Here is a 12,225-nt window from a genome sequence, read left to right on the forward strand (position 1 = left end):
CGGTCCGCCCCCCACGGACCCGGCCGTCCCCGCCGAACCGGTGACCGGTTCGGCGCTGGACGTCCCCAAGACCTGCATCGACGCGACCGACCAACTGGACCCGGCCGGGCCGGTTGGCCACGCCGGTCCCCCGGGCACCGCCGGGGCCGGTCGCCCCGGCGCGGAGTCGAACGGCGGTTCGGCCCAGGCCGGTGGCCGGAAGACCGGCTCGCACCGGTCCTCGACCAGGTTGCCCTCCGGATCGACCAGGCAGCGCCGGTACCGGCCGTCGTCGTCCAGTACGCCGACCCCGCCGAAGGCGCCGTAGCGGTAGTGCACCACCCCGCCCCACTGGTACGGCCGGTCGGAGAGGACGGCCGGCCCCACGTAGCCGGCGGTCGCCTCGTCGAGACGTCGCGCCAGTTCCCGGAAGAGTTCGTCGGTCGCGGGGTGCACGGTGAGGAACTTTCCGGCCCCGGCCCTCGGTGCCCGGGGAGCGTTGAGTTCGGCGAGTCCCGCCGTGGTGGCGACGAAGCTGAATTCGGTACCGGTCTCGACCAGCACCGGCGCGCACGCCGCGAGCACCAGCGGCGCGTTCCCGGGCGTTGCCGAGACGTGCAGCTTCCAGCCCTGCAGGCGGTTGACCGGCAGCGCCGGGGTGACCACGGTCCGCCCGGCCCGTTGCCGCACGGTCCAGCCGGCGAGGCTGATCCGGTCCAGCAGCTCGACGATCAGGTCGGCCGGCTCGGGTTGCCCGGACCAGGCCGCATGGCGGGTGGGAGCCGAGGTCCGCCCGCGCAGCGGCATGGCGAGGCCGGAACTCCGGCTCGCGGTTGCCGACGACTCGGGCGTCATAGGTCTCCCCGGTTGGCGATCGGTGAAGTGCCGGCCGTGGTGAGTGGCGGCTGGCACCGCCGACGAGAGTGCCGGTACGGCGCATCGAGTCGGCATCGACCCGACATCGAGTACCGCCGGCCGGGCCCCGGACCGGCGGCTCCGGGCGGAGAGTCGTCGACCAGATCCGGTCGGGTACCGGACCGTACGAAGACACGCCGGATTTTCCCGAGTGGACTGGGACACCGGTCCCGGGCCTGCGGGACCGCCGACGGGACATGATGCGTCAGTCGACGGACCGTTCCGCGCCCCGTTGAACAGCGGGCCTAGGCTGCGGAGGACCGTCACCCACCAGCGCCGAGAACCGTCGAGATTGGATTACGAGGGGAGTGTCATGACCGCTAAGCCGATTGGCCCGGTTCGCCGTACGGAGATCGAACCGATCGTCATCGCCAGCGACAACAGCTTCGCGCACGCCTACGGCAGCGTCGCGGAGATGCTGAGCGAGAAGGACATCGGCGCCAAGGCCCAGGGCGGCCTTGAGTTCTTCGACAAGGCGGGCCGTCGGCTCGCGCCGGTATTCAGCCACGCCTGGGAGTTGGAGGGGCTGGTGCCGACGCTGGAGGATCCCGACCCGGAGCTGATCCAGGGCCGGCTACAGGCCGTCGTCCAGCACGTCGGCGACTACATCCGCCGGCACCCGGAGATCGTCGCCGACTCCGGGCTGACCGTGGACGAGGCGATCGCCGCGCTGCCGCAGCTCGGCGGCGGCACGCTGGCCCAGGACGCCGCGCACTTCCCGGGTGGCGACTCGCCCTCCGGCGGCATCCGGCTGATGAACCAGGGCGGGTGGTTCCACAACACCCTGCACGCCGCCGGCTGGACACACTGAAAGCTTGATCGGACAGGGGTAGACGGGGTGACGTCCACCGAGGGCACCAGGCAGTGGCCCGTAGGCCGGGTCAGTGGACTGGTCGGGGCAGCCGTAGTCGTCGCACTCGCGGTGACCGGACAGTTGGTCAACGCCGGCGAGACGACGGTCCAGCTCACCGGAGAAGTCGCGGTGATCGCCGTCGCGTTCACCACGATGGGCGCGTTGATCCTGCTCGGGATACCCGGGCATCTCGTGGGCCGGCTCATGCTCGCCGCCGGGGGGGCGGCGAGCGTGGCCGTGCTCGCGGAGAGCTGGGGGAACGTGCTGCCGCTGGCCTGGCTCAGCCAGTGGGCATGGTGGCCACCGTACGGACTGATCTTCCTCGCGCTACTGGTCTTCCCGGACGGGCGGCTGCCGTCACCGCGGTGGCGACCGCTGGCAGTGGTGATCGTGCTCGGCACGGTCGTCGCCGCGCTCGCCGGTGCGGTGGCCGCTCTGGACGACCCGTACAGCCTGATCAGCGTCGCGGGGGCGGCGCCGACGCAGCGGGCCCGGACACTCGTCCTGGTCATGGCGATCGCGATCGCGGTGACGGTGGCCGCGATGGTCGGGGTGCTCGTCTCGGTACTGTTGCGTTGGCGCCGGGCCGACGGTGAGACACGAGCCCAGTTGGCCTGTCTGCTGGCCTCCGCCATCCTGCTGCTGCTCGGCCTCGTCCTGGAGACCATCAACCTGCCCGGGTCGTGGGTGATCATGGTCGTGGCGCTACCGATCGGAATGGCCGTCGCCGTGCTGCGCTACCGGCTGTACGGGCTGGACCAGGTCATCAACCGGACCATCGTCTGGCTGGTGATGAGCCTGCTGGTGATCGCCGCGTTCGTCGGGCTGATCACCCTGCTGCGCGACCTGCTGATGGCGGGCAGCACCTCGAACGCCTCGCTGGTCGCGACCGGGCTGATCGCGGTCGCCTTCGAGCCGGCCCGGGGCCGGGTGCAGCGAGGGGTCAACCGGCTGCTCTACGGCGACCGGGACGACCCGTACCAGGTGATGGCCCGGCTCGGCGAACTGCTCGGCCGTACCGTCGAGCCCGGCGCGGTGCTGCCGCTGCTGACCGACACCATCGCGCGGTCGCTGCGGGTGCCGCACGTCGCGGTGGAGGTCGAGGGGCGGGAGGGGCCGCGGGTCCTCGCCGCGCACGGCACCGCGAACACCCCGGTCGAGGCGTTCGACATGGTGACCCGGGGGGAACGGGTCGGCCGGCTGCTGGTCGCCAACCGGAGCGCGGCGAGCCGGTTCACCCCGGTGGAACGGCGGCTCCTGGGCGATCTGGCGTTGCACGCGGCCGTGGCGGCCGACGCCGTCCGGCTCATCCACGACCTCCAGGAGTCGCGGGAGCGGCTGATCACCGCCCGCGAGGAGGAGCGTCGGCGGCTCCGCCGCGACCTGCACGACGGGCTCGGCCCGACGCTGGCCGGGATGGCCATGCAGGTCCGGGCGGCGCACAAGCTCGTCGCCGGGCAGCCCCGCACCGGTCGGATCCTCGACGCGCTCACCGCGGACCTGCAGACCTGCACCGCCGAGGTACGCCAGCTCGTCGACCAGCTCCGGCCGCCGGCGCTGGACCGGGGGCTCGCCGCCGCGCTGCGCAACGAGTGCGCCCGGTTCGACACCCCGACCCTCTCGGTGCGGTTGCAGGTCGACGGGAACCTCCAGGGGCTGCCGGCGGCGATCGAGGTGGCCGCGTACCGGATCGTCGCCGAGGCGCTGAACAACGTGACCCGACACTCCCGGGCCAGCACCTGCCGGGTGAACGTGCATCGGGACCGGGCGCTGACGGTGGAGATCGTGGACGACGGGGTGGGGCTAGGCCCGCGCCGGCCCGGTGGGGTCGGCCTCGACTCGATGCGGGAACGGGCCACCGAACTCGGCGGCGAATTCGACATCACCCCGAGCAGTCCACATGGTACGTCCATCCGGGTGCGTCTGCCGTTCCAGGCGACCGTACCCGACCAGGCGACGGGTACGACGGCACAGGACAGCCCCGGCACTCTCGGACGAGCGGCCACCGAGGTACCGGCCGTAGATGCCGCCGCTGCCGGCCGTAAGGGTGGCGACGACGGGCCCGATCCCGGTTCCGGTGGCCCGGACGGCTGCTGGGGAGTCGCCCACCGGTCCGTCGACACCGGCTCGGAGTCGGATGTGCCGCAGCCGAGGAGTGCCCCGGCACAGCCCGCCGGCACAGCCCCGCAGGCCGCCAGCAACCAGAGTCCGGACAGTGACGCGGGCCGGACCGGCTAGCCCGCTACGCTGAACCCGCGATGCGCAGCCCGGCTCCGCGGTGCCATTCTGCCGGCCGCTGGCAGCGCACAGGACGCGGTGTGCGGGCAGAGGCGGCGACGAGCATGGTGCACGGTGGACGGATCCTCATCGTCGACGACCACCCGGTGGTGCGCCGAGGGCTGCGCACCATGCTCGAGGGCGAGGCTTGGGTGAGTGAGGTCTTCGAGGCGGCGACCACCGCCGAGGCGATCAGCACCGCGGTCAGCGAGCGGGTCGAGGTGATCGCGATGGACGTGACGCTGCCGGACGGCGACGGTGTCGACGCCACCGCCCGGATCGTCCAGTCCTGCCCGGAGACCAAGGTGCTGATGCTGACGATGGCCAACGACGAGGAGATCGTGGCTCGGGCGCTGCGGGCGGGTGCCCGGGGCTACGTGCTCAAGGACACGGATCCGGACGCCGTCATCGACGCGCTGCGTACGGTCGCGCAGGGCGGTGTCGTGCTGGGGCCGGGCATCGGGCCGTCGGTGCTGACCACCCTCAACCGGGGGCCGGTCGAGCTGCCCGCCCCGTTCAACCAGCTCACCGCCAGGGAGCGGGACATCCTCGGTCGGCTCGCCTTCGGCGACACCAACGCCAAGATCGCCCGTCACTTCGGGCTCAGCGAGAAGACGGTACGCAACCAGCTCTCTGCGATCTTCGCGAAGCTGGGTGTCGCGGACCGGGTCCAGGCGGCCCTGCTCGCCCGCGACGTCGGACTCGGCACCTGAGCCGTCCCCGTGGTGCTCAGCGCGGGTGCAGGTCGAACTCGACGGTGACCGGGTAGTGGTCCGACGCGGATTCCGCGGCTCCACCGGTGACCACCCGAGGGTGGTGGGCCAACCGGGCCAGCGGCGGCGTGCCGAGCAGGTAGTCCAGTCGCATCGCGGTGAACTCCACCCCGCCGCCCGCGCCGGTCGGTACGGTCTGCGGCGGCTCCGCCCGGTCCGTCGGCGTGCCGGGACCCTGCGGCCGGAACAGGTCCACGAAACCCGCCCGGTACAGCGCGGCGACCGCCCGGCTGTCCACGGTCACCCCGTCCGGCATCAGGTGCCGTCCCCGATATTCCGGCAACAGCCGGCCGATCCGCTCGTCGTGCCGGTCGAGCGGGTCGAGCGTGTTCAGGTCACCCATCAGCAGGACCAGCCGCTCCGGTAAGGGCCTCCGGTCCGGTCCGCCCCGACCGGCCGCGCCGACCAGCCAGCCGGCCTCACGCAGCCGGCGCCGTCCGGAGTACGGATGCAGGTGCGTGCCGAGCACGGTCAGCGGCCCCCGGTCGGTCGCCAGTACGACCCGCTGCGCCCCGTGGTGGAACGGCCGGCGGACCGACGCCGCCGCAACCGCCTCGACCGGCGGCCGCACCAGGATCGCCACCGGCTGCCCGAACCATCCACCGGCCAGGTACGCCCGCATGCCGAGCCGCCGCGCCACCGTGTCGAGCCGGTCGCGGTCCCGGCGCAGGCCCCGGAGTTCCTGCAACGCCAGGACGTCCGGCCGCTGTTCGGCGACGACCTGGACTATCCGGTCGAGCCGGCCCGGGTCGGCGCCGTCGCGCCCGCCGTTCCTGATGTTGTAGGTCATCGCCCGCACCCGGCCGCACCCCCGTCCTCGTTCCCGTCCGGCTCCGGGTGGCCGCCGGCCTCAGTCCGGCCGGGCCGCCCGGGCCAGTTCGTCGTCGAGGCTCGACAGGTCGGCCGGGCTGCCCGGCGCGGTCTCCGCCGTCCGCGTCCCGCCGGTCGGGCGGCTCGACCCGGCCGGCCCCGTACCGGCACCGTCGCCGCCCTGCCGCCGGCTGTCCTCGGAGAGTTCCGCGTTGGGGCGCACCACCAGCCAGAGCAGGCCGATCCAGAGCGCGGTGAGCAGCGTGGCCCCGGCGAAGTCACTCGGATGGTGCATCCCCCGGTACATCCGGGAGGTGGCCACCGCCAGCGGCATGACGACGGCGGCCAGTACGGTCAGCCAGCGCCACCACCGATCGGTGCGCGGCATCACCAGCAGGGCGATCGCCACCCACAGGCACATGGTCGCCGCGATGTGCCCGGACGGGAAGGACGCGGTCGGCAGGTGGCCGTCCAGGTGCTCGACCGGGGGGCGGGGCCGGTTCACCGCCCGGGCCGACGCCAGGAAGAGGGTCAGCTCGCCGAACATGGTCAACGCGAGGAAGAGCACCGGCCGCCAGCGCCGCCAGAAGGCCAACGCCAGCGGGCAGAAGACCAGCGAGACCAGCAGGATGGCGTGGGTGTCGCCCGCCTTGCTCGCCAGGTAGCTGAGGTCGTTGAGGGATTCGGTCCGGTGCGCGGCGAACCACTCCGGCACCTCCCGGTCGAGGGTCTCGACGAAGCTGCCCTTCGAGTAATAGCTGACCAGCATGCCGAAGGCGTACAGGGCGCCGAAGACCAGCACCCAGCCGGTGAGTACCTCGGCGACGGCCGCCCGGGGGTGCGGCAGCAGGTGGTCCTCGGCCGGTGCCGGGCTGATCTCCCGACCCGCCTCCGGCTCCAGCCCCTCGGCCAGCGGCCGGACCGGGCGACCCCGCTCGCGGCGCCACAGCCGGAAGGCGTACGCGGTGACGCCCAGCCAGGCGAGGCCGAGCAGCCAGCCGGCGAGGACGTCGGAGAGGTAGTGCACGCCGAGCGCGATCCGGGTCACCCCGACCGCGAGTACCACCGCGACGACGAACCCGACCGCCGCCCGGCGCCACCCGCGTCGCATCGCGGGCAGGAAGACCAGCAGCAGGGCGCCGTAGGCGACCATCGACCCGAGGGCGTGCCCGCTGGGGAAGCTGTTGCCCGGCGCCGAGGCGACCGGGATGTCGACCACCGGACGGAGCCGGCCGACCAGTTCCTTCAGCGACGGGTCGAGCACCAGCGCGCCGAGACCGGTGACGATCAGGTAGACCGCGAGCCGGCCCTGCCGGCGGATCAGCAGGCCCACCACCGCGATGGTGACCAGCCAGAGCATGATCGGTCGGCCGCCCAGCGAGGTGATCGCCCGGAGTACGGTGACCAGGCCGTCGTTGGCCGAGACCACCTCGTTGAACCAGGCCGCCGTGCCGTGGTCGGCCCGGTGCAGCGGCTCCCAGTGGAACCGGACCAGCAGCAGCAGCACGCCGAAACCGGCACCGGTGCCGGCGACCAGGGCGAGCCCGGCCAGGCTGCGTTCGGCGAAGTGTCCGAGAGGTCGCCGTAACTGTTCGCTGACCGTCGCCACGCCAGAACTCCCTTCTCGGTTCTGGCCTGCCCGGTACCCGCGGCGCGGGCGGCGTACACCCGTCAGCCGTCGCGCGGCTCCGTGCCGGAGCCGACCGGGTCGGCCACCCGCCCTGCGGTGGCCCGTGGCCCGGGCAGGGTCCGGCCGAGCCGCTCCGCCGGATCGACGCCTGTACCGGCCTCCCCCGGGTCGGTCCGGTCGGGCTCCCAGCGGTCCGGCTCGGCCGGCTCCTGTTCGCCGATCCGCAGCGCCTCCAACTGGGCGGCGAAGGCGAGGCCGCCGAAGAGCGCTATGCCGGTCAGGTTGGCCCAGAGCAGCAGTGCCATCATCCCGGTCAGCGCGCCGTAGGTGGCGCCGAACGCGTCGCTGTACGACACGTAGCCGGCGAGCAGGATGCTGGCCAGCCACCACAGCGCGATGCTGAACCCGGCGCCGAAGAGCAGCCAGGACAGGCCCGGCTGCCGGCGGCGCGGCGCGTGCCGGAACAGCACCGCGACGGCGAAGACGGTCAGCCCGAGACTCAACGGCCAGCGCAGCACGTCCCAGGCGAGGCTGGCCGACGGCCCCCACCAGTCGTAGTACCGCGCCATCGAGCGGCCCAGTTCGCCGCCGCCGACCAGGATGAGGAAGCCGGCCAGCGCGGGTGCCCCGGCGGTGAGTGCCAGGACGGCGGCCCGGACGTACTTCCACAGTGCCGGCCGGTCCCGCTCCACCCCGTAGATCCGGTTCGCCCCGCGTTCCACCTGGGCCATCGTGGTGGTCAGCGCGACCAGCCCGGTGATCAGGCCGAGCGCCAGGGCCAGCTCGCCGGCGTCCTCGGTCTGCTCCGAGTCGACCAGCAGCTCCCTGACCACCGCGTCGCTGGCGCCCGGGGTCAGCGCGATCACCGTGTCGGCGACCACCAGGCCGCCCTCGTCCGCCCCGAGGTCACTGATCAGGCCGGCGAGCGCGATCAGGAACGGCACCACGGCGAGGCAGAGTTGCAGGGCGAACGCCCGGGAGTGGCTGAACGCGTCGCCGTAGCGGAACCGGATGAAGGCGTCCCGGACCAGGTGCCAGCCACCGTGCCGGCGCAGGGTGTGCCAGGCGTCGTCGGCCGAGAGTTCGTCGTCCGCCATGCAGCGGGTCTCGGGAACCAGCCGGGTACTGCTCACTGCGCCTCCTCCACCCGACGCTCCCCCCGTTCGGCGACCGCGTCGGCGTCCACCGCCAGGTCCGGCTCGGTCTCCGGCTTCGGTACGCAGAGCAGGAGCGCCTGCGGGCGCACCGACACCTCCAGCGTGCGGCCGGCGGGGATGACGTCCCCGTCCAGCTCGCGCGGCTGCGCCCGGTTGCTGGTGATGGTGACCTGCCGGCCGCGCAGCACCTCCATCCCGGGCACCCGGCGGCGGCGCCGCAGCACCGCCCAGCCGAGCGAGAGCCAGTGGTTGAGCGTCCGGGGGGTGAGCACGGCGACGTCCAGGTAGCCGTCGTCCGGTTCGGCGTCGACGAGCAGTCGTACCCCGCCCTGCAACCGCCCGACGTTGGCCACCAGGACCGTCTTGGCCCGGCGCCGCCGGGGTGGCTGGTCGTCGATCTGGATCGACACCCGCATCGGCCGGTCCCGCAGGTGCCGCAGCGCCCCCATCACGTACGCCGGCCAGCCGACCCGGGCCTTGGTGGTCTCGGAGGTGGCCTCGAGCATCTTCGCGTCGAAGCCCATCCCGGCCATCACGGTGAAGTACTGGTCCCCGCAGGCGCCGACGTCGATGCGCCGCCGACCCTGTTCGATCGCCACCTCCAGCCCGGCGGCCAGGTCGCCGGAGAGCCCGAGGTTGGCGGCGAGCAGGTTGCCGGTGCCCGCCGGCAGGATGGCCATCGCCACGTCGGTGCCGACCAGGGCGCCGACGCAGGACATCACGGTGCCGTCGCCGCCGCAGACGAAGAGCACCTCGGCGCCGGCCTCGACCGCCTGCCGGGCCTGCCCCTCGCCCGGGTCGTCCACTGTGGTGCTGAACCAGGCCGGTTCGGGCCAGCCGGCGGCCGACAGCGTGTCGATGACGGTACGACGCAGCCCGTCCAGGTCGGTCTGCTTCACCGGGTTGACCACCACCGCCGACCGGGGACCGCCGGCACCGCCGGTCTGGGCAGCCCCGGCACCGCCGGTCCGGAGACCCGCCGGGACGCCGTCCGTGCTTTCCTCGTGCGCCTTCACGGCCGCCAGTGTGCAGCAGCTTGCCTCCGTCAGCGACCCGGACGGACGTGAACAATCGCGCATGTCGGACGGGTTTGCCCCGGCGCACGCCGCCAGCGGGTCCGGCTGGTCAGGCGGCTTGGGGGCACCCGGCGAACGGCCGGCGCCGGTCAGGCGGCCCTGCGGAGGGAGTCGAGGGTACGGCGGCGCAGCTCGGCGAGGTCCAGTCCGGCCTCGGTCAGCACCAGTGCGGCCAGCCCGTTACCCTCGCGGAGCAGCCCGAGCAGGATGTGCTCGGCGCCGATCTCCCGGTGCCTGAGCTGGACCGCCTCGCGCAGGGCCAGCTCCAGCACCTTCTTCGCCCGGCCGGAGAAGCGGTTGGAGAGGTCCCAGCCGCCGAAGAGGCCCCGCCGTGCCGACCGGGCCGGCGGCGACTCCAGGGCGCCCTCGCCGAACGACTCCTCAAGCTTGGACCGGACCGCCGCCAGGTCGATGCCGATCGAGCGGAGCGCCTCCGCGTCGCGGTCGCCGAGTTCGTCGGTGCCCCGGCCGACCTTCCGGTCGATCGCCTCGGTCACCCGCGCGGCATCCACGCCGGCCTGGTTGAGCAGCCCGGCGACGGAACTCTTCTCCGCGTCCAGCAGGGCGAGCAGCAGGTGCTCGGTGCCGACGTTCCGGTGGCCCAGCCGCTCGCGGGCCGCCACCGCTCCCCGGACCACGTCCCGGGCCTGCACCGTGAACCGCTCGAACATCATGCCCCTCCCTGGGTACGCGCCGACGCCCGGCCGGCGTGCTTCTTGTGAACTCCCTGCCTGCTGACCTCGAGTGCGTCGGCGATCTCCTGCCAGGACCAGCCCTGACGCCGGGCGTTGTCGACCTGGACGACCTCCAGGCGTTCCAACAACCGGCGCAGGGCCACCACCGCACGCAGCCCGATCCGTGGATCGGTGCTGCCGGCTGCCGCCGCCAGATCCGTTGCCTGACTCATGCTGTCAACTTAGGTTGACAGTGCCATCCTTGTCAACCCCAGTTGACGCGACCCCGGACGGAGGTCCATGCCCCGGACACCTCAGAGCGGGCCGTTCAGGAGAGCGCGGCGCGGAACGCCGTGGCGCGGAGCCGGAGGGCGGTCAGGTCACCACCCTGGGGCGCCGTACCGAGCAGCGACTCGGAGGCGCCCACCGCGACGGCACCCGCCGACAGGTATTCCGGGGCCGACTCGACGTCCACCCCACCGAACGGCACGAACGGGACGTCCGGAAACGGCTCCCGGAGCGCCCGGAGATAGGCCGGGCCGCCGAGCGACGCCGGAAAGAGCTTCACCGCGGCCGCCCCGGCCAGGCTGGCCGCGACCACCTCGGTCGGGGTCAGCGCACCGACCAGGGCGGGCAGCCCGAGCCGGACCGCCTCGGCCACCGCCGGCACCAGCCCCGGCGTCACCACGAACGACGCACCGGCCTGCTCCGCCTGCACCACGTCGGACTCGGTGAGCACCGTACCGGCGCCCAGCGGCGCGTCCGGCCCCAACGCCGCCCGGGCCCGGACCAGCACCCCGGCCTCGTCCCGGGAGGTCAGCGACACCTCGACCAGTGCGATGCCCGCCTCCGCCAGCGCCAGTACGCTGGCCAGCGCCGCATCCGGATCGTCCCCCCGCACGACGGCGAGCAGCCGGTGCCGGCGCAGCACGTCGGGCAGGTTCACCGCCCCATCCTCGCAGTCCAGCCCGCCCCCGCGCGGCACAACGGGACCGGGCCGGACCAGCACAGAACCGGCAGTGGCGGAGATCTGCGGGGATTCGCATATACCGCCTGGTCAGTTGGCAAATCCTGCTAACCTCCCGGCCATGCACCGAAGCCCTGTGACGGGTCCGGACCGGATGCCCGCCGAGGGCGACGTCAGCCGCAGCTACCCGCTCGCCGGCCACCGGCTCACCGTCGCCGGGGGCAGCCGGGTGGGTCAGCGCTACTCGGCGAACTTCGACGTACTGCACGTCGATCCGGTGCTGCCGTTCCTGGCGGTCGCCGACGGGATGGGCGACGGCCGGGGCAGCACCGTAGCCGGTGGCACCACCATGGAGACGATGGTCGCCGGGGTACGCGCGGCAGCGCCCGACGTCGGTCCCGGTCAGCTCCGCGCCGCGATGGCCCGGGCACAGTCCCGGGTCCGGGCGGCCGGTGCCGAGCTGAACGAGCTGACCGGATGCACCTTCACCGGCCTGGTCGTCGTCCCGCCGGCCACCGGACCGGTCGACGCCGGCCCGACTCCGGCGGCCGGCGGCGCGGTCGGCGAGGCACCGTCCCCGACCGGCTCGGGCGTCAGCGGCGACGGGGGCGGGGCCCGGCGTACCGCGCCGATCGCCCGTGCCGCCCCGGCGGGTACGGCAGCGGACCCGGTCGGCGTGACCGAGCTGGCCGGCTGGCTCGTGCAGATCGGCGACTCCCGTGCGTACCGGCTGCGGGACGGGCTGCTCGAACTGCTCACCGTCGACCACACGGCCGCCTGGCTCGGTGCCGTCTACGGCTGGTACCCGGCGGACTCGCCGGCGGCGGCGGCCGCCCGCTACCAGCTCACCCGTTACGTGGGCCACCCGGCCATGCCCGAGCCGGACCTGCTCAACGTCACGCTGCGGCCCGGCGACGTCTACTGCCTCTGCACCGACGGGGTCGCCGAACAGCTCGACTACCAGCGCCTGGCCAGCCGGCTCGGCGCGACCGGCAGCCTTGCCGAGACGGTCCGGGGAATACTCGCCGACACCCTGGTCGCGGGCGGTCGGGACAACGCCACCGCCGCCGTACTGCGGGTCGAGCACTGACGGACCGGCACCCGCCGGCCGTAC

General features: G+C 73.5%; 12 protein-coding genes. 4 read left to right on the top strand and 8 right to left on the bottom strand.

The window, feature by feature from the left end; translation table 11 throughout:
• Nucleotides 1-834: class III lanthionine synthetase LanKC N-terminal domain-containing protein (locus V1634_RS18540; protein ID WP_456238620.1), on the bottom strand; the 834-nt coding region annotated here is incomplete at its 3' end.
• A 373-nt stretch (nucleotides 835-1,207) separates the two neighbouring features.
• On the opposite strand from V1634_RS18540, the gene V1634_RS18545 reads away from it, so the two are divergent.
• From V1634_RS18545 to V1634_RS18555, 3 genes are all read left to right on the top strand, one after another.
• Nucleotides 1,208-1,705: a hypothetical protein gene (locus tag V1634_RS18545; protein WP_331209123.1), complete on the top strand. Its 498-nt coding sequence runs from the start codon at nucleotides 1,208-1,210 to the stop codon at nucleotides 1,703-1,705.
• Between the two features lie 27 nt (nucleotides 1,706-1,732).
• A complete protein-coding gene (locus V1634_RS18550) occupies nucleotides 1,733-3,985 on the top strand; it encodes a sensor histidine kinase (RefSeq protein ID WP_331209124.1) in 2,253 nt (750 codons plus the stop codon).
• 80 nt (nucleotides 3,986-4,065) lie between these two features.
• Nucleotides 4,066-4,737: a response regulator transcription factor gene (locus V1634_RS18555; protein ID WP_331209125.1), complete on the top strand. Its 672-nt coding sequence runs from the start codon at nucleotides 4,066-4,068 to the stop codon at nucleotides 4,735-4,737.
• A gap of 16 nt (nucleotides 4,738-4,753) precedes the next feature.
• Here the strand turns inward: V1634_RS18555 and V1634_RS18560 are convergent, their stop codons facing one another.
• The 7 genes from V1634_RS18560 to V1634_RS18590 all read right to left on the bottom strand — a co-directional run bounded on the left by V1634_RS18560 (nucleotide 4,754) and on the right by V1634_RS18590 (nucleotide 11,090).
• Nucleotides 4,754-5,587, bottom strand: a complete 834-nt coding sequence (locus tag V1634_RS18560; protein WP_331209126.1) for an endonuclease/exonuclease/phosphatase family protein — start codon at nucleotides 5,585-5,587, stop codon at nucleotides 4,754-4,756.
• A 60-nt stretch (nucleotides 5,588-5,647) separates the two neighbouring features.
• Complete coding sequence (locus tag V1634_RS18565) at nucleotides 5,648-7,216, bottom strand: phosphatase PAP2 family protein (RefSeq protein ID WP_331209127.1); 1,569 nt, start codon at nucleotides 7,214-7,216, stop codon at nucleotides 5,648-5,650.
• A gap of 62 nt (nucleotides 7,217-7,278) precedes the next feature.
• Nucleotides 7,279-8,370: a YihY/virulence factor BrkB family protein gene (locus tag V1634_RS18570; protein ID WP_331209128.1), complete on the bottom strand. Its 1,092-nt coding sequence runs from the start codon at nucleotides 8,368-8,370 to the stop codon at nucleotides 7,279-7,281.
• Nucleotides 8,367-9,308 carry a diacylglycerol/lipid kinase family protein gene (locus V1634_RS18575; RefSeq protein ID WP_407951810.1) on the bottom strand — a complete coding sequence of 314 codons (942 nt, stop codon included), beginning with the start codon at nucleotides 9,306-9,308 and terminating at the stop codon, nucleotides 8,367-8,369. The genes V1634_RS18570 and V1634_RS18575 overlap by 4 nt, the downstream gene beginning before the upstream one ends.
• 251 nt (nucleotides 9,309-9,559) lie before the next feature.
• Complete coding sequence (locus V1634_RS18580; protein ID WP_331209129.1) at nucleotides 9,560-10,144, bottom strand: Clp protease N-terminal domain-containing protein; 585 nt, start codon at nucleotides 10,142-10,144, stop codon at nucleotides 9,560-9,562.
• On the bottom strand, nucleotides 10,141-10,377 hold the full coding sequence (locus tag V1634_RS18585; RefSeq protein ID WP_331209130.1) for a helix-turn-helix domain-containing protein: 237 nt from the start codon (nucleotides 10,375-10,377) through the stop codon (nucleotides 10,141-10,143). The genes V1634_RS18580 and V1634_RS18585 overlap by 4 nt, the downstream gene beginning before the upstream one ends.
• A 95-nt stretch (nucleotides 10,378-10,472) precedes the next feature.
• Entirely contained in the window at nucleotides 10,473-11,090 is a 618-nt protein-coding gene (locus tag V1634_RS18590) for a bifunctional 4-hydroxy-2-oxoglutarate aldolase/2-dehydro-3-deoxy-phosphogluconate aldolase (RefSeq protein WP_331209131.1), read from the bottom strand.
• 142 nt (nucleotides 11,091-11,232) lie between these two features.
• On the opposite strand from V1634_RS18590, the gene V1634_RS18595 reads away from it, so the two are divergent.
• Complete coding sequence (locus V1634_RS18595; protein ID WP_331209132.1) at nucleotides 11,233-12,201, top strand: PP2C family protein-serine/threonine phosphatase; 969 nt, start codon at nucleotides 11,233-11,235, stop codon at nucleotides 12,199-12,201.
• Nucleotides 12,202-12,225: the final 24 nt, after the last annotated feature.

The organism is Plantactinospora veratri, from assembly GCF_036421995.1.
Taxonomy (GTDB): Bacteria; Actinomycetota; Actinomycetes; order Mycobacteriales; family Micromonosporaceae; genus Plantactinospora; species Plantactinospora veratri.